Annotated in this window: 12 protein-coding genes; 2 read left to right on the forward strand and 10 right to left on the reverse strand. The window is 64.4% G+C overall.

Features of this window, described 5'->3' with window-relative positions:
- Position 1: 1 nt before the first annotated feature.
- The 5 genes from IAE40_RS14810 to argH form a co-directional block, all read right to left on the reverse strand.
- The gene (locus IAE40_RS14810) at positions 2-1,198 is read right to left on the reverse strand and encodes an MFS transporter (RefSeq protein WP_200603451.1); all 1,197 of its coding nucleotides are present in this window, start codon (positions 1,196-1,198) and stop codon (positions 2-4) included.
- Between the two features lie 88 nt (positions 1,199-1,286).
- Positions 1,287-2,111 carry an ABC transporter substrate-binding protein gene (locus IAE40_RS14815; protein WP_197890956.1) on the reverse strand — a complete coding sequence of 275 codons (825 nt, stop codon included), beginning with the start codon at positions 2,109-2,111 and terminating at the stop codon, positions 1,287-1,289.
- 33 nt (positions 2,112-2,144) lie between these two features.
- Positions 2,145-2,909: an amino acid ABC transporter ATP-binding protein gene (locus tag IAE40_RS14820; RefSeq protein ID WP_054891503.1), complete on the reverse strand. Its 765-nt coding sequence runs from the start codon at positions 2,907-2,909 to the stop codon at positions 2,145-2,147.
- A 23-nt stretch (positions 2,910-2,932) separates the two neighbouring features.
- Positions 2,933-3,811, reverse strand: a complete 879-nt coding sequence (locus IAE40_RS14825; protein WP_054891502.1) for an amino acid ABC transporter permease — start codon at positions 3,809-3,811, stop codon at positions 2,933-2,935.
- A gap of 88 nt (positions 3,812-3,899) precedes the next feature.
- Positions 3,900-5,327 carry an argininosuccinate lyase gene (argH, locus tag IAE40_RS14830; RefSeq protein ID WP_200603452.1) on the reverse strand — a complete coding sequence of 476 codons (1,428 nt, stop codon included), beginning with the start codon at positions 5,325-5,327 and terminating at the stop codon, positions 3,900-3,902.
- Positions 5,328-5,573: 246 nt separating this feature from the next.
- Here argH and IAE40_RS14835 point away from each other — a divergent pair, with 246 nt between their 5' ends.
- Entirely contained in the window at positions 5,574-6,542 is a 969-nt protein-coding gene (locus IAE40_RS14835; protein ID WP_200603453.1) for a LysR family transcriptional regulator, read from the forward strand.
- 70 nt (positions 6,543-6,612) lie between these two features.
- Positions 6,613-10,938 carry an NEL-type E3 ubiquitin ligase domain-containing protein gene (locus IAE40_RS14840; protein WP_200603454.1) on the forward strand — a complete coding sequence of 1,442 codons (4,326 nt, stop codon included), beginning with the start codon at positions 6,613-6,615 and terminating at the stop codon, positions 10,936-10,938.
- 4 nt (positions 10,939-10,942) lie between these two features.
- On the opposite strand, the gene IAE40_RS14845 is transcribed toward IAE40_RS14840, so the two are convergent.
- The 5 genes from IAE40_RS14845 to IAE40_RS14865 form a co-directional block, all read right to left on the reverse strand.
- Positions 10,943-11,728: an ABC transporter ATP-binding protein gene (locus IAE40_RS14845; RefSeq protein ID WP_153772710.1), complete on the reverse strand. Its 786-nt coding sequence runs from the start codon at positions 11,726-11,728 to the stop codon at positions 10,943-10,945.
- An 11-nt stretch (positions 11,729-11,739) separates the two neighbouring features.
- Positions 11,740-12,495, reverse strand: coding sequence for an ABC transporter permease (locus IAE40_RS14850; RefSeq protein WP_197890964.1), 756 nt, complete (start codon positions 12,493-12,495; stop codon positions 11,740-11,742).
- A 10-nt stretch (positions 12,496-12,505) separates the two neighbouring features.
- Positions 12,506-13,261 (reverse strand): ABC transporter permease, encoded by a 756-nt coding sequence (locus IAE40_RS14855; RefSeq protein WP_200603455.1) that lies wholly within the window; start codon positions 13,259-13,261, stop codon positions 12,506-12,508.
- 157 nt (positions 13,262-13,418) lie between these two features.
- A complete protein-coding gene (locus IAE40_RS14860; RefSeq protein WP_197890968.1) occupies positions 13,419-15,866 on the reverse strand; it encodes a TonB-dependent receptor plug domain-containing protein in 2,448 nt (815 codons plus the stop codon).
- Between the two features lie 90 nt (positions 15,867-15,956).
- Positions 15,957-18,212, reverse strand: a complete 2,256-nt coding sequence (locus tag IAE40_RS14865; protein WP_063545207.1) for a TonB-dependent receptor — start codon at positions 18,210-18,212, stop codon at positions 15,957-15,959.
- Between the last annotated feature and the right edge of the window lie 161 nt (positions 18,213-18,373).

Below are 18,373 nucleotides of genomic sequence, written 5' to 3' on the forward strand. Positions count from 1 at the left end.
GTCAGAGCGTCGGCGGTCCCTCACGCCGATGCTGCGCCCACAGGCATGCCGCAGCACACAACCCGCCGCCGCAGGCGGCGGTGACCATCAGCGCGATGAACATGCTGCCGGGCATGCCTGTCCCCAGCAGGTAGCCGCACAGTACCGGGCTCAGTGCGCCGCCGACTGCCGCCAGGTTCTGGAATCCGTAGTAACTGCCCTTGAGGTGTTCAGGGGCAATGCTGTCGATGAACAGGAATTCGCTGGGCAGCAGGATCATCTCGCCCAGGGTGAAGACGAACATTGCCAGGCACCAACTGATCAGGTTGTCGGCATACAGGAACCCCGCCAGCCCGCCGATGAACAGCACCGCACCGATGCTCATCCAGCGCCCCAGGTTGTCACGGCTGAGCAACCGGCCGAACTGGAATTGCAGCACGATCACCACCAGGGCGTTGCAGGCCAGCAGCGCCGAGAGGGTGGTCATGGCTTGCGCGGGTGGGTATTTCACCAGCAGGTACTGCGACAGGTAGATGGTGAAGCGTCCGTGCACCAGTGCGTTGAGCAAGCTGCCCGCGGTGAACAGCAACAGGATGCGGTCGGTGCGCACAGCCGCCAGTACCGCCATGAAGCGGGTTGGCGTCTGCGCGGACGGGGCGCTGCTCGCCGTGCTCGCGGGAACCGCGCTCATCACCCACAGGCTCAGCAGTGCCACCGCACTGGCGGTCCAGAAGGGCGCCAGCGGGTGCACCCCGACCAGCACCACGCCGAGCATCGGGCCGGTCGCATAGCCGATATTGGTAAGGGTGTAGCGCAAGGAGAAGGCCTTGGCGCGCTGCTCGACGGCCAGGTACTCGCCGAGCATGGCCTTGGAACCGATGACGAACAGCGCCGAGGCCGATTCGGTCAGCACCAGGGTCAGCACGGCCTGCCAGGCGTCCTGGGCGAAGGTCAGCAGGAGGAAACCGATCGCGGTCGAAAGCATCGCCAGGCCCAGCAGGCGACGCTTGTCGAAGCGGTCGATCACGTAGCCGCCGTAGAGGCCGAACACCGTGCCCGACAGTGCGGCGACACTGATCAGCAAGCCGACGTCATGCTGGGCCATGCCCAGTTGTGTCGTGAGGAACAAGGCCAACAGGGGGCTGGTGAGCGAGCGGCTGATCACCAGGGTCAGCGAGCTCAGCATCAAGCGGCGGATGACGGGGGAGTAAGTGGCCACAGTCCATTCTCGGGCATTGGGAAATGTCGGTATGGGCCTTTTCGCGGTTTCACCCGCGAAAAGTACGCCGCAATTTCAACCGGTCGAATCACTTCCCGCCGTTGATGGTGATCGGGTTCAGCACGCCATCGGCTGCGCCCCATTTCTCCAGGATCTTGCGGTAGCTGCCATCGTCGACCATCGCCTGCAGTTCGCTGCGAATCGCAGCCGACAGCGCAGCGTTATCCTTGGCCACGCCCAGTCCGGTGAGCTGGGTGGTCAGCGGCGTGCCAAGGCTCTTGAAGGTACCTTTCTCCAGGTCCTGGATATACGGCAGCGTTTCGCTGCCTTGCACGGCGGCATCAAGGCGCCCTTGGCGCAGTTGCGCACGCGCGTCGGCACTGCCTTCGGAGCCGAGCACGATCACTGCCGGCTTGCCGTTGGCCTCGCAGTTGGCCTTGCTCCAGGTAGCGACATCGTTGGGCCAGGTGGTGCGGCGGCTGGTGCCGACTTTCTTGCCGCACAGGTCGGTCATCTCGTTGATCTCGCCGCGGCTTTGCAGGGTGTAGAACTGTGGGCCGCTGGTGAAGTAGTCGACGAAGGTCACCACTTGCTGGCGTTCCTTGGTGTCGGTCATGCCCGAAAGGATGATGTCGACGCGCTTGGTGACCAGGGCGCTGATCATCTGCTCGAAGGCGGTCTCCTGCCACTTGATCTTCACCCCCAGGCGTTCGGCCAGGGCGTTGCCCAGGTCGACATCGACGCCGGTCAGCTGGTTGGTGGCCGGGTCCTTGAAATCCATCGGTGGGTAGTTGGGGACGATTGCGGCGACGATTTCGCCCTTGGCCTTGATCGAGGCCGGAAGTTCCGTGGCGGCCTGGACGTTGAAGGCCAAGGCGGTCAGTACGCTGCACGCAAGAAGGGTTTTTTTCATGCCTAGGGTTCTCTTTATGGTTGTGGGCGGCAGTCAGGTACGAACCGCGGAAATGAAGTTCTGGGTCCGCGGGTTCTGGGGGGCCAGGAGCACCTCTTCGGGGCTTCCTGCTTCTACGATCTGTCCGGCGTCCATGAATACCACTCGATTGGACACCTCGCGGGCAAAGCCCAGCTCATGGGTGACCACGACCATGGTCATGCCGGACTTGGCCAGGTCACGCATGACCGATAGCACCTCGCCGACCAGCTCGGGGTCCAGCGCGGAGGTGGGTTCGTCGAACAGCATCAGTTTCGGACGCATGGCCAGGGCGCGGGCGATGGCCACACGCTGTTGCTGGCCACCGGAAAGCTGGATCGGGTAATGGTCGCGCTTGTCGCTCAGGCCGACCCGGGCCAGCAGTTCGAGGGCATCCTCGGTAGCTTCCTTGGGCGAGCGGCGCAGCACCTGGCAGGGGCCTTCGATGATGTTCTGCAGCACCGTCAGGTGCGGGAACAGGTTGAAACGCTGGAACACCATGCCGGTGGCCAGGCGCTGGCGGGCGATCTGCGATTCGGTCAGTTCGTGCAGCTTGTTGCCGGCCATGCGGTAGCCGACCAGCTCCCCGTCGACCCACAGGCCGCCGCCATCGACTTTTTCCAGCTGGTTGATGCAGCGCAGGAAGGTGCTCTTGCCGGAGCCCGAAGGGCCGATCACGCAGAGCACTTCGCCTTGCTCGATTTCCAGGTTGATGTCGTTCAGCGCGTGGTAGTCGCCGTAGTATTTCTGCAGGCCGACGGCCTTGACGATGCTTCTCATGGGCATGTTCTCTCTATGGCCGATCAGGAGCGCTTGCCAGCGCCCTTGGCGAAGTGACGTTCCAGGCGGCTCTGGCCGAACGACAGCAGGGTGACCACTGCCAGGTACCAGATGCCGGCAACGATCAGCAGCTCCATCACTCGGGCGTTGGCGTAGTAGATGTTCTGCGCGTTGTGCAGCAGCTCCGAATACTGGATGACGCTGGCCAGGCTGGTCATCTTGACCATGCCGATGAACTCGTTGCCCACCGGCGGGATGATGATGCGCATGGCCTGGGGCAGGATGATCCGGCGCAGCGCCTGCAGGCGCGGCATGCCGATCGACTTGGCCGCTTCGTACTGGCCAGTGTCCACCGACAGCAAACCGGCACGCACCACTTCGGCGGTATAGGCGCCCTGGTTGATGCTCAGGCCCAGCAGCGCGGCAACGAAGGGGGTCATCAGCGTCACGGTGTCGAACTGGAACAGGCCAGGAATGCCGATGGTGGGGAAGATCAGCGCCAGGTTGAACCACAGCAACAGTTGCAGGATCAGCGGCGTACCCCGGAACAGCCAGGTGTAGGCCAGCGCCACGTACTGCAGGATCGGGTTCTGCGACATGCGCATCACCGCCGTGATGACGCCGAAGACGATGCCCAGGGCCATGGCGATCACCGACATGACGATGGTATTGCCCAAGCCCCAGAGGATCGCCTCGGAGGTCAGGAACTGGCCGACGAAGGCCCATTCGATCTTGCCATTGGCAAAGGCATTGGCCAGCCCCAGCAACAGCACGACGATCAGCGTGGCGAAGAACATGCGCCCGTAATAACGGCGCGGGACATGCTCGTAGCGGCTGATGTCGAACTCGTTTTCCTGTTGCCTGCGCTCATCGGCGAGGCGTTTGGCGTGTATCTGACTCATGGTGTGGCTCCGCAGTCGGCGCAGGGCGCCTGGGCGTGTCGATCGGTGGCGGGCAGCAGGTCCTTGCGAAACCGCTGCCCACAGGTCTTCAGGTGCGCGGCCCTTGGTAATGGGCAGCCCAGGCCTGCTGTGCTTCAAGGGCGACTTTCAGGCGCGCGATCTGCTCGCGCACGCGTTGTGGGGCGGTACCTCCGTGGCCGCTGCGCATGGCGATGGCAGCTTCCAGGGTGAGGCTCTCGCGCATCTCGGGTGTCAGGCGCGGGTCGATGTCGGCGAGCATCGCCGGGCTCGCCTGCCACAGCTCCATGTCCTGCGCCTCACACGCGCGCACCAAGGCCCCGGTGATCTCGTGGGCTTCCTTGAACGGTACGCCGCGCATGGCCAGCCAGTCGGCGACCTCGGTGGCCAGGGTGAAGCCCAGCGGCGCCTGGCGGCGCAGTTCGTCCACGCGCACCTGCATGGTCCGCACCATGCCGGCCATGGCCGGGAGCACCAGGCCCAGCGTGTCGAGCGTGTCCATCACCTCGCTCTTGTCCTCGGCCAGGTCGCGGTTGTACGACAGCGGCAGGGCCTTGAGGGTGGACAGCAGGCCGGTCAGGTTGCCGATCAGGCGCCCGGCCTTGCCGCGAGTGAGCTCGGCGATGTCCGGGTTCTTCTTCTGCGGCATGATCGAACTGCCGGTGGTATAGGCATCGTCCAGCTCGACCCAGCGGAACTGGCGCGACGACCACAGGCAGAATTCCTCGGACAGGCGCGACAGGTTGATGCCGAGCATGCTGGCGATGAACAGGAACTCGGCGACATGGTCGCGGCTGGCCACGGCGTCGATGGAGTTCTCGCACGGGCCGCTGTAGCCCATCTCCAGCGCCGACTGTTGTGGCTGGCGGGCGATGGCCGAGCCCGCCATGGCCGCGGCGCCCAAGGGTGACAGGGCCGTGCGTGCATCCCAGTCGACCAGGCGCTGCACGTCACGCAGCATCGCTTGCGCATGGGCCAGCAACTGGTGGGCGAAGCTGATCGGCTGCGCCTGTTGCAGGTGGGTGAAGCCTGGGCACAGTGTGTCGACGTGCTGTTCGGCCTGGCTCACCAGGGCGTCCTGCAGGGCCAGCACCTGTTCGGCGAGCTTGCGTGCGTGATCGCGCAGGAACAGCCGCAGGTCGTTGGCCGCCTGGTCATTGCGCGAGCGCCCGGCGCGCAGCTTGCCGCCCAGCGCGCCAAGACGCTCGGTCAGCACGCGCTCGAGGAAGGTGTGCACGTCCTCGTCGTCCTCGATCGGCTGCACGCGGCCGGCACGAAAGTCGGCGTCGAGGGTGTCGATGGCGGCCAGCATGCGCGTGGTCTCGTCGCTGTCCAGCAGCCCTGCGCGCTGCAGCTCACGGGTATGGGCACGGGAGCCTGCGAGGTCGTACGGTGCCATCTGGAAATAGCGTTGCGGCGAGCGCGACAGGGCGGCGAGGGCGGCTGCAGGGCCTGAGGCGAAGCGGGCGCCCCAGAGGCGATCGGTGGGCTGAGTCATTGTTGTCGTTCCTCGAAGGAGAATCTTCTATCAGCAGGTTCGGGCCGTCATGAGGCCTGCGAAAGCAGGTTTCACATAGCTTGGGGCAGGGTATAAAAATGAATTAAATCAATCGCTTGCGACTGAAATGGGGATTGCGGAGAGTCTTGCAATATGCCGTTGCATAAGGTCATGATGGCGAGGCCGGCTGATTTCTTGTTGTGCTATCCAGCCTGTTGAAAGCCGAGCGCGAGGTAAATACTTACAATGGAAACCTCACTTTCCACTGCGGGAAACCTGCCGGAAAAAACCCGCATTCGTGCGCCACTGGCCTTGAGTGGCCAGGACTTCAAACTGCTCAAGGTGTTCAAGGCAGTGGTCGAGGCAGGAGGCTTCAGCGCGGCGCAGAACGAATTGAACGTGGGCCTGGCAGCCATCAGCAAGCAGATTTCCGATCTGGAAATCCGTATCGGCATGCGGTTGTGCAGCCGCGGGCGCGAAGGTTTCAGCCTGACCGAAGAAGGGCAGGTGGTGTACCAGGCCTCGATCGAGCTGTTCAACTCGGTCGACAACTTCCGCGACCGCATCAGCAGTGCCCAGAACGAGCTGATTGGCGAACTGGGCGTAGGCGCCATCGACAACACCCTGTCCGATCGCGGCTCGCCGCTGATCGCTGCGATCCGGCAAATTTCCAGCGATCACCCGAAGGTGCGTGTCCGCCTGAACGTGGCACAGCTGGACGAGGTGGAGCGCGGCGTCATCGAAGGTCGGTTCATCGCCGGCATTGTCCCGCTGTACCAGCGCCGGGAAGAGTTCGACTACTTCGAGATGTATCAGGAAGCCTCGGCGTTGTATTGCGGCGAAGGCCATCCATTGTTCCCCCGAAGCGATGCGGACATCCCCCTCGACAGCCTGCGCGAACACAACTTCGTGCACCATCGCTATGCCATGCACACGGTCAAATGGCAGTTCTTCGAACAGGAGAACAACCAGACGTCGGCCACCCAGGTCGAGGCGGTGGCCATGCTGCTGCTCACGGGCAATTTCATCGGTTTTCTGCCCTGTCACTTTGCGCAATCGCTGGTCAGCCAGGGCCGCTTGCGTGCGATCCATCCAGAGATGGTGCGTTTTCATACACCGTTCTGCCTGATCCTGCGGCACAACACCCCACGCAGCCCACTGGTGAAAACCTTCGCCCAGGCCATGGGGGTGGACCTGCGTTTGCCCGGCACTTGAGACATAGCTACCACGTGCGCTTCTGCACTCGCTGGCTTCATGCGCGTTTTCAATGCGATGGAGCAGTATCATGTCGACCCAACCCCTTCCCGATGGAACGATCGATACACTGATCGCCAGCCGTCTGCCCAATTGGTTGAGCGCAGCCAAGCCCGAACAACTGGACGCTCTGCATCGGGCGTTGCGCGCCCAGCAGCGTACGCAGCATGAGGTGCGCGCCTTGCTTGGGCAGATCCAACCGCTGGACGAATTCGCCGCGCCCCTGCTGAGCGAAGCGTTGGACAAACGGGTGCAACCCTCGCTGGATGTGCGTCGCAGCATGCTGCGGCGCGAAGTCCAGATCCGCTTCCCGTCAGGCGTCGGCTGGGTCCCGGATGGCATCGTCACTCGCAGTTTCGAAAACAGTCTGCTGGCCTCGGCACTGCATAATTTCGATCGTGCCGAAACATCGAAGGTCGCCTGGCAGGCAGCGTCGGCAGTGGTCGATGCGCAAGGCAACAGGCTTGCCCTACAGCCCCGGGCCTTTGCGGGCCTGTGTCGCTCCCTGGATCTGGGGGGGCTTTACCAGCAGCATCTCAAGGGCGTGCTGTTTGGCAACGATGCCGTACGCCGAAACAATGAAGCCTTGCTCGAGCGGGGCTGGCGAGAGGGGCTGGAGGCTGCAGCATGGCTGGCGCGGCTCAAGGGCGATATCGACGAGCACATGCTGGCGGAGCTGCAAAAGGTCTGCGCTGCGACGCCCCAGTCAGCCACGTTGACGGCACTGGACATGCGCCTGCTTGGCCGCAAGATCCAGGGGGTGGTGGTGTTCCAGATGCCCGTAAAAGAGGGCGCAGATGCTCAGCTTGCGCAGTTGATTGCCTGGATACCGGACGATCCGCAGGGCGTACTGAGTGTCCACCGCTCCTGGTCCGAGCTGTTCAAAGCGTTAGGCAAGCGTTTTCGTAAGGCTGATTACTGGTCGTTCTTCCAGCGCTTCGTCAGCGCAAAGGATCGCGTGCATTTTGCTCAGGTGCTGAAACGGTTGCTGGCCGAAGGCGGCCCGCAGGATACCATCGAGCTGGATGGTCGGTGGCAGTCTGTCGGCGGCGCGCTGTTCGCCCACCTGCGCCAGGTGCAGATCGATACCCTGCTGGACGATGCAAAGGTGCTGGCCGTGCCGACCAGCCTGGTCGACAGCGTCGAGCGTGATCGTCGCCTGCACTGGCTCAAGGGCCTGGGTCTCGACATTCTGGGCATTGCCAGCTTCTTCGTTCCAGAACTTGGCTTGCCACTGCTGGCGATCACCGCCGAGCAGCTGACCGAGGAAGTGTATGAGGGCTACCGTGACTGGGAGCTCGGTGATCGCGAGGCTGCGCTTGGCCATCTTGTGGCCGTGGCGCAGAACGTTGCGATGCTCGGCCTCACGGTCGGCGCCAGCAAGGTGCTTGAGCGCGTAGCGCAGGTCGACGAGCTCGCACCCATACAGCGTGCCGATGGTGAACTGCGCCTGGCGCGTGCCGATCTTCCGGGTTATGCCACGCAAGAGTTGGCGCTGGCGCCCGGTGAGCGTGCAATCCACGAAGGACACGCGTATCAAGGGGTCGAGGAGATGACCTACCGGTTGGGCGACGACCCGGATGTAGCCGCAGTGGCGCATCCGAACCGGCCCGAGGCGCCGACCATCGCACTTGAGGACAACGGCGCCGGTGGCGTGCGTCATGCCCTGGAGCCTGCCCAACAATGGCAGGGGGAAGGCATGCTGATACGCCGCCTGGGCAGAGGGTTGCGTCAGGTGAGTGACGATATGGCCGGTCCGCTGCTGCGCAGCATTGGCATGGATGAGTCGCAGCTACGGCGCCTGCACCTTGAAAATGCACCTGCGCCAGCGCGCCTGTACGATGCGGCGCAGCGTTATCAGTTGCACGCCAGCTTCCCCAAATTGCGTGGCGCCGCCTTCGAAGCTCACGTCCAGGAGCAGCAGGCCACACCCGTCCCGGCGGCGCAGCCCTTGCACCGTGATTTTCCCTCCCTCACGACGCGTGCCGGGCAGGAGCTGCTCGACCAGGCCAATGCTGACCAGCTCCAGCAACTGCTGGAGCAAGGGCGGGTGCCACTGGGGGTGGCCGAGCGTGCGCGATGGCAGTTGCGTGACGCCCGTCTTGATCGGGCCTGTGCAGGTTTCGAGCAGGCCGCCGCGGTGGTTCAGGATACCGAACAACTGGCGTTGGGACTGTTGCAGGCCTGGTCGCCCTGGGACAGCTCTGTACGTATCGAGGTGCGTGACGGACAGTTCGACGGCCAGGTGCTGGCACAGGTAGGCGATTCGCTTGCCAGCCAGACGCGTCGAATGATCAAGACCGCGAAAGGCTATCTGGCAGTCGATGCTCAAGGGACGCCCATGCCGGGTGCCTACGCCACGGACGATCTGTTCCAGGCCCTGCTATGGCATCTGGATGCTCCACAACGGTTGCAGTTGGGCGAGGCGACCCGTTCTGCCCGGCACCTGGCCGGTGCCCTGGCCGAGCGCGCCTTTGCCCAGCGCGAGCAAGCGGCCCGCCTCATTGGCATGGCGCCCATCGGTACAGGGCTGCGCCCTCCACAACGGTTGGGCGACGGACGCATCGGTTACCCGTTGAGCGGCCGGCCCGAAGGGTCACGTCTTGCGCTGCTGCGGGGCTACCAGCAAGTCTTTCCGACCCTGTCGGACGTCGAGGTGGAAGCCTACCTGGAGACTGTGCGTCAACGCGGCGAGGGCCTGTGGGATCACCTGCGCAACCTGCAACAGCTAATGACTCGCCTCAACCAAAGCCTGGGCACCTGGCGTCGCGAGGCAACCCGGGTGCCCATGCTCGAGCGGCGTCGCCTGGTAGCCCGGCGCATCCGCCATTGCTGGCGGCGCAAGCGTGCCGAGCAGGATGGCCAATACCGGCTGATCATCGACAGCGAACGGCTCGACAGCCTGCCCATACTCCCCGAGGGCGTGATGTTCGAGCATGTCACCCAACTGACGTTGCGTCGCTTGAACCTGCAGGCAATCGACGCAGATTTTCTCTCGCGCTTTGCCAACCTGCGCAGCCTCGATCTGCGTGACAACCTGATCGACAGTATTCCTGACGGGCTGCAGGTGCTGACGCAGCTCACCGAACTGCGCCTGGCCGGCAACCAGATCGTCATCGACGAAGCCGGCATGGCCAGGCTGAGCGTGTTGACGCAGCTGCGTACCCTGGACCTTGCGCACAATCCTATCGGTCGACTGCCGCCGCTTGGCCCCCTGGAGAACCTGCAGCGTCTGTCATTGCGTGGTACTGGTCTGGCCGAGCTGCCGGTCGAGGTGTACATGCATCCGCAGCTCGAGGATATCGACCTGCGCGACAACAATATCAACGACATGAGCCCGTCCCTTGCCCGTTCGCGTCGTCGCCTGGCAGGCCTGAGCCTGCATGACAATCCGTTGCCGGAAGCAACGCAGGCCGCACTGCGTACCACAATCGGAGAGGATGCTGCGGTGGCTTTGCCCCTGCGTCGACATGTCCCGGGAGGGCAGGAGTCGCTCGAACTCTGGCTGGCAGGCTCCACCGATGTGGAGAGAACGGTACGAGAGGTCCAATGGACTGGACTGGTGCATGAACCGGGCAGCAGTGACCTGATGCGCTTTCTTCATGATCTTGGCCGTTCCCGTGACTACGCAATGCAGGGATTGGACCTGCGGCGCAGGGTCTGGCAGGTGATCGACGCCTGCGTACAGAACAGCGAGGTTCGCGAGGCGATCTTCCAGCAGGCTGCCGGGCCACGAACCTGCTCGGACCAGATGCTGCTGATTCTCAGCCTGCTGGAAGTCCGCGCGCTGGTCGCCACACGCACTGCCGGGCTGGCCCCCGCTGCGGTCGGTCCCGCATTGACGCAATTGGGGCGCGAGCTGTATCGGCTGGACGAGGTCGACAGAATCGCCGCGCAGCACATTCAACAGGCGCGTGCCACCAACCCCTATGGTTTGCTCGACGAGGTAGAGGTGCATCTCGCATACCGGGCCGGGTTGGTCAGGCCGCTCGGGCTGCCGGCCCAGTCACGCTACATGTACCACCGGATGTTCTCGGATGTAGGGGACACGCAACTGCGTGCGGCGAGCACGGCGATCCTGCAGGCGGAAACGGATACTCGCATTGCCGCATCGTTGGTACAGCGCAGCTTTTGGCAGGACTATTTGCGCAACACGCAGCCCGACGCATTCGAAACGCTCAACCAGCCCTACCATGATCGCCTCGAAACACTGATGGCCGAGGTCGAGTCCGCGCCAGAGCAGAGTGTGCTGGAAAATATCGAGGCGTTGGCCGAGGAGCGCAGTGCTGCCGAGCACGAGTTGGTCCTGGCGTTCACCCTGAGCATGCTGGACGCGCATCCGTGGGTTGGAGGCTAAAGGTTCAATGCGCCATGAGCTGCTCGAGCAGCCGCTGTTTCAGGATCTGCAGGGCAGGATGGGTGCGCTCGCGTGGATGTGCCAGGTCGATAGGCAGGTCTTCGCGAATGCGTCCCGGGTGGGCATCCATCACGATCACGCGGTCACCCAGGTACAGCGCTTCTTCGATGTCATGGGTGACCATCACCACGGTGCAGCGCTCGCGCTCGCGGATGCGCTGCAGCTCCTGCTGCAGGCGTACCCGGGTCAAGGCATCGAGCGCGCCCAGGGGTTCGTCGAGCAGCAGCACCTTGGGTTTGTTCACCAACGCCCGGGCAATCGCCGCGCGCTGGGCCATGCCGCCGGACAACTGGTGTGGATAGGCCTGCTCGAAACCGTGCAGGCCAACCAGCTCGATATGCTCGGCAACCAGGCGCTGCTTTTCATCGGCAGGCAGCGCGTGGTTCTTCAGGGCCAGGGCGATGTTTTGCTGCAGGGTCATCCAGGGAAACAGGCGGTGGTCCTGGAACACGATGCCGCGCTCAAGGCCCGGGCCGCGTACCGGTTGGCCGTCGAGCACGATCGTGCCCTGGTGATCGGTGTCCAGGCCGACGATCAGCCGCAGCAGGGTCGATTTGCCGCAGCCGCTGGCACCGAGGATGCTGATGAACTCGCCGGGGCGAATGTCCAGGTCGATGTCCTGCAGTACCTGGAGGGTCTGGCCCTTGAGCCGATAGGCCTTGCTCAGGCGGCGGATCTGCAGGGCGCCAGCCTGCACGGCAGGCGGGTGGGGATGGGCGATGGCATTCATGGTCGCGGCCTTCAATCAGTGGTGCGCCAGCGCAGCAGGCGCCGGCAGAAACGGGTGCACAGCCAGGTCATCAGGTAGCCGCACAGGCCGATGCACAGTACACAGACGATGATCACTTCCATCCGTGCGCCGGCTTCGGCGTTCATCATCAGGTTGCCAAGGCCGGCGCCAGAGGCGAGGAACAGCTCGCTGCCAACGGCCGTGACCCAGGCGAAGGCCAGGGCCTGCAGCACGCCGGTGGCGATGCTCGGCAAGGCACCGGGCAGCAGGATCAGGCGCAGTTGCTGCCAGCGATCGAGCATCAGCACCTGGCCGACCTCACGCTGGCGGATGTCGACCTGGCGCAGGCCTTCGTAGGTGTTGAGCACCATCGGATAGAACGCCGCCACACTCACGATCAGCAACTTGGCCGGCTCGCCATTGCCGAACCACAGGGCGATCAGCGGAATCCAGCCGAGCATCGGGACCTGGCGCAAGGCATGGAACAGCGGTGCGGTCAGGCGGTTGGCCAGCGGCGACAAGGCCATCAGTGCGCCGAGGCCGATGCCGGCCAGCATGCCCAGGGCGAGGCCGCTGCTGGTGCGCGCCAGGCTCGCCAGCAGGTTGACCGGCAGCTCGCCGTTGCCAAGCAGCTCGAGCAGTGCCGAGCCGACCTTGGACAGGGACACGAAGGCATAGGCGCCGGCTGCATCCTGGCGCGAGGCGTACTCCCAGGCCGCGAGCAGCAGCAGCGGCAGTAACAGGCCACGCAAGTGTCGGACAGTCATCATTCACTCCTCAACTGCGCTGCCAGGCAGACAGGCGCCGCTCCACACGTCGCAGCGAACAGTCCAGGGTGAAACCGATCACCCCGGTGATCACCACGCCGACCATCACCACATCGATGCGCAACATCTGGCGCCCCATTTCGATCATCTGCCCCAGGCCGCTGTCGGCGGCGAGCAGTTCGCAGGCCACCAGCACCACCCAGGCGCGGGTCAGCGCCACGCGTACGCCGGTGACGATGGCCGGTACGGCGGCGGGCAGGGCGATGCGTGCGACCAGGGTCGGCCAACCCAGGCGATATACCGCCGCCACCTCGAAATGGCTGCGCGGGATGGCACGGATACCGTCGCCGGTGGCCAGGGCCACGGGGAAGAACGCGGTCTTGGCGACGATGACGATCTTGAAGGTCTCGTCGATACCGAACAGCAACACGAACATCGGGATCAAGGCGATGCTGGGGACCTGGCGCAGGGTATGGAACAGCGGTGCGCAATAGGCCTCGACAGTTTTCGACAGGGCCATGGCCGTGCCCAGGGCCAGGCCCGACAGAGCGCCAAAGGCAAAGCCAAGCCCCAGCCGCGAGAGGCTGCCGGCCAGGTGCTCCTGCAGCTCGCCGGTGCCCAGCAGCTCCTGGAAGCTGCGCCAGACCTCCAGCGGCGATACCAGCAGGTTGGCCGGAAACACCCCGGCAGCGGCCACCGAGGCCCACAACGCGAGCAGGGCCAGGGGCGAGATCAACCAGGAGAGAGGAACAAGCAGGGCGCGCATGGAAGGCCTTGAGTGATCGGTGATACGGGGATATCGCAAGACCTGTGCCAGTGTGCCGAGCCCCGTGTTTTCGGGGCTCGGCCATGGGCGCTGATGATGACGCAGCAGTACGCTGCTGCTGGGGCAGCAGTCGATCAGCAGTGGGGCGCGCGCCGATTCAGAAGTCGTAACTCAGGCTGGTGTAGTAGAACGCCCCCTGTGCGCCCTCGGGGCTGGTGATCGAATACTTCGGCACACCATACAGCTGCGCGCCTTCGAGCTTGTCCGGGTGGCTGTCGAACAGATTGATCGCACCGACCGACAGGGTCAGCCCCAGATCAAGGCGGTACGACACGTCCAGGTCGGTCACCCACTGCGGGCTGAACGTCTGGTCCAGCGTCGGGTTGCTGGCGTTCAGGCTCTTCCATTCACCATAGCGACGCTGGGCCAGGGTGATGCTCCAGCCGTCGTACAGCCAGTTGGCGCTCAGGGTCAGCTTGTCCTTGGGCGTGCCGTCTTCGATCAGGCCCTGGGTGTTGCGACCGATGATCTGGTTGCCGGGAATGCCGCCGACACTGTCCAGGCCGGTGATGCGGGTGTTATTGCGCGCATAGCCACCGTTGAGGTTGACCCGGCCCCAGGCACCCAGGTCCAGGTCGTAGTGCCCGGCCAGCTCGATGCCATCGGTGCGGGTGTCGGCGATGTTGCTGTAGAACGCAGCGCTCTGGATATTGGCGTAGGGCGTACCGGCGAAGATCGGCGAGACCACCGAGGCCGGCAACTGGTCCGACAGGGTGATGCGGTTGTCGATGTCGATGCGATAGGCATCGAGGGTCAGCGAGGCGTTGGGCAGCGGGCGCCAGACCAGCCCCACGGAGAAGTTGGTCGACTCCTCGGGCTTGAGCGCCTTGCCCCCGAGCAGCTGTGCCTCAGGGCTGTCGGCACGCAGGGTACGTTGCTGCACCTCGACCCAGTTGCCGCTGCCAGGCGGCTGTTCGACGACTTGTACGCTGAACGACGACAGCCCGCTCTGCACCAGGGACGGTGCTCGATAACCGGTGCTGGCGCTGGCCCGCGCGGCGATCTGCGGCGTGAAGTCATAGCGTAGCGACAGCTTGCCGTTGGTGGTGTCACCGAAGTCCGAATAATGCTCGCTGCGCACGGCCAGTCCGGCCTGGAATTTCTCGGTGATCTGCCCTTCGAGGTCGAAGTAGGCGCCGATCACCCGACGATCCAGCGAAGCGGCATCGACCTGGGTGATCCCCGAGTAGTAGCCCGGCAGGCGACGGCCGGTGATCGGGTCGAGGGTGTTGAACAGCGGGCCGTTGGACCAGCCGGCGGCGTCGCCAGCGGTTAGCTCGTAGTTCTCCTTGCGCCAGGCCAGGCCTGCAGAGACCGTCAGCGGCTTGAACAGCAGGTCCGTGGCGAAATCGCGCGTCCAGTCCAGGGTCAGGTTGGTCTGGTCGGCTTCACGTCGGCCGGTATGGATGGTCGACGGGCTGGCCGCGCCCCAGCTGGGGTTGATGGCGTCGCGGTCGGTGGAGTCGAGGCGGTTGTTGCCGTAGTTCAAGGCCAGGTCGAAGTTGCCCAGGGTGGCGTCTTCGAAGCGCAGGCCACCGGTGGCGGCGTAGTCCTCCAGGCCGTAGCGAGTGATCGGCAGGCGACCATCGGGATAGCGGGCCAGGGCTGTGCTGCCGTAGTTGTTGCGCAGGGTGGTGGGCGGGTCGAAGAAGCCCTCGGCATCGGTGTTCTTGTGCGCGTAGCTGGCAAAACCGTAGGCCGTCAGCCCGGCGCCAAGGCCGGTCTCGGCGTTGGCCGTGAAATTGTACTGATCGGACACATTGCCTGAGCCCCAACGCCAGTTACGGTAGCGGTTGTTCTGCTCGCGCGGGGTGTTGATGCTGGTGTCGCCGGGGTAGAAGATCCGGTTGTCATCGCGGGTGTCGCTGGCCGGGTCCTGGCTGCCTGCATCGAAGGCCAGGGTGAGGAAACCATCGTTGGGCAGGGCAAAGCCTTTCCAGCCGCTGAGCTTGCGCTGCAGGCCGTCGCCCTTGTCGTAACCGCCGAAGCGATAGCCGATGTTGCCGCCGTCGTCGCGTTCCTTGAGCACGATGTTGATCACCCCGGCGATGGCGTCCGAGCCGTACTGGGCGGCGGCGCCATCGCGCAGGATCTCGACCCGCTCGATAGCGCTCAGCGGGATCAGGCTCAGGTCCACGGCGGCGGCGCCACGGCCATTGACCAGGCCCTGGCGGGTGACGTTGGCGCTGGTATGGCGGCGTTTGCCGTTGACCAGCACCAGCACCTGGTCGGAGGCCAGCCCGCGCAGCGAGGCGCCTTGGGCGATGGAGCCGGCGAAGGCACCCTGGGGCGATTGCGGGAAGCTGAACGACGGCGACAACGCGGTCAGCGCGCCAGACAGGTCGCTGGCGCCGGTCTCGCGCAGTTTCTCGCCGCTGAGCACGTCCACCGGGGCGGCGCTTTGCAGGGCGGTCACATCGCTTCTATGGGTGCCGACGACGACCACGGTGTCGAGTCGGTCGTTGGGTTCGGCAGCGAAAGCGGGCACGGCGAAGCCGGCGATGGCCACGGCGATGGCGCGTGCCAAGGGGGTGTGGTGGGGCATCTGGGGTTCCTGCTGGAAGTGTGTGTTGGTTGTGCTGACCCTATCGCTTGTGGGAGCGGGCTTGCCCGCGATAGGGCCCGCAAGAGCGACCTAGAACCGGCTGGTGACACTAAGCCCTACGGTGCGCGGATCGCCGTAGGTGATCACGTACTGCCCGGCGGTGCCGTTGGGCCGGCCGTGCACCTGGTAGCGGCGGTCGGTGAGGTTGTTGACGAAGCCGGTGACGCTGAGCTTGTCGTCGGCGCTGAACCAGCTCAGGCGCGCGTTGGCCAGGGTGTAGTGGGGCTGGCTGAGGGTTTCGTCGGCGCCGCTGCTCTGGCGGTCGGCCAGGAAATATTCCTTGTCGCGAAAGCTCACGTCGCCGCCGGCCACCACGCGCCCTGGCACATCCAGGGGCAGCGTGTAGTCGGCGCCCAGCGAGACCACGTTGCGTGGCGAACGCACGAAGCTGTTGCCGCTGTAGTCGGCAGTCACCGCGCCGGTGGCGGGGTTGACGTTCTTGAAGTCGGTGTACTCGGTGTCCAGGAACGACAGCGCTGCGCGCAGGTGCAGGCGTTCGGTGGGCTGGCCCTCGATCTCCAGCTCCGCACCCTTGACCTTGCCCTTGGCGCCGTTGGTCAAGGCGGTGGTCAGCACGCCGTTGTTGACCGTCAGCAGGTTCACCTGGATATCCGAGTAGTCGTAGTAAAAGACGTTGGCGTTGACCGTCAGGCGCCGGTCGAACCACTCGGATTTCAGGCCCAGCTCGTAGGCGTCGAGCTCCTCCGGATCCACCGTGGTCAACTGCGCCAGGCTCGTCGACAGCCCGGTGTTGAAGCCACCAGAACGGAAGCCATGGGCATAGCGGAAGAACACCCGCAGGTTGTCGTTGATGCGGTACTCGGGCGTGAGGTCGTAGGTCCAGGCTTCCCAGGTCTTGTCCTGCTGGCGATTGCCATTGCTGCCGGCGCCTGCGATGGGGATCAGCGGTCCATTGGCGGTGGCGCGAGTCAGTTGCACCAGGTCCAGGTCGATATCCTTTTTCTCCTGGGTCCAGCGCAGGCCGCCGGTCAGGCTGAAGGCATCGGTGAAGTCATAGGTGACGTTGCCGAACAGCGCATAGCTGTCTGTGCGGTGGTCGAAGTCCTGGTTGCGATAGGCGGTGCTGCCGACCTGGTTGGAGCCGGTGCCGTTGGGCGTCGGGCCAGGCGCGACGATACGCTGGGCCGAGCTGTCGAGGTTCTCGTGGAAATAATGCGCGCCGGCCAGCCAGTGCAGGGGGCGGTCCTGCGGCGAGGCCAGGCGCAGCTCCTGCGACCACTGGCGATAGGCGTTGTCGGTGATCGAGGCGCCGTTGACTTCATAGGGGGTGTAGTCGGCGTCGGTGGTGGAGCGGTTGCGGATGTAGTCGTAGGCGCTGATCGAGGTCAGGGTGTAGTCGCCCAGGTACCAGTTGAAGGTCAGCGAGGCGCCATCGTGGTCGAGGCGATAGTCCTCGTTGACGTTGAGCGAAATGTCGCGGCCATTGGGGCGCTGGTAGCCGACGTTGTAGTAACGGCCCACTGGCAGCGAGCCGTTGCTGCCATCGCCCTTGAACTGGCGACTGTGCAGCTTCAGCAGGGCATCCAGATCGGGGTTGAGCTGGGCGAGGAACTGCAGGCGAATGGCCTTCTTGTTCACGTCGCCATAGGTATTGCCATCGAAGTCGTTCTTCTGGAAGCCGTCGCGCTCCTCGGAATACAGCGACACCCGGCCGGCGAGCTTTTCATCCACCAGGGTGCCGCCCAGTGCACCGTTGAGGATGCGCTCGTTCTTGCTGCCGAAACCGACGGTGCCGTAGCCGTCGGTGTCGAAGGTCGGCTTCTTGGAAATGACGTTCACGGCGCCGGCCGTGGTGTTCTTGCCGTACAGCGTGCCCTGTGGCCCGCGCAGGATTTCGATGCGTTCCAGGTCGAACAGCGGCCCGCCGCCAGCAATGGGCGCGTTGAGGTAGACGTCGTCGGCATAGATGCCCACTGGGTAGACCGTCGCCGCACCGGTGTCGCCGGTGCCCAGGCCACGGATGTACCAGCGTGGGCGGCCGTCGCCATCGGGGTTCTTGGCCGAGGCGTTGGGCACGAAGGTGGTGATGTCGCCCATCGAGCGAACGCCGTCGGCGGTGAGCTGGGTGCCCTTGATCGCCGAGACCGCGACGGGCACTTCCTGCAGCGTCTGTTCGCGGTGCTGGGCAGTGACGGTGACGGTTTCGAGGGCGGGTTCGGTTTTCTTTTCTTCGCTGGTTTCGGTGGCGGCGTAGGCCTGGTTGCCGGCACCGGCCAGCAGCAGGGCCAGGCCTATCTGGCGGGCCAGAGGGTTGAGCTGGTGCATGTGGTTCTCCCCGTGTTTCAAGTGTTGTTGGGGAGGGCTAGAGCAGGGACTGTGCCAGTATCTGTAAGTTATTGTTTTGTATTGATTTACTTTGATTTAAAGAAGGCTTTTCAGCGCGGTTGCGGGCGGGGCAGCAAGGGGCTGTTTGCGGGGTGCTGCTG

The organism is Pseudomonas sp. S44, from assembly GCF_016624805.1.
Lineage (GTDB): Bacteria > Pseudomonadota > Gammaproteobacteria > Pseudomonadales > Pseudomonadaceae > Aquipseudomonas > Aquipseudomonas machongensis.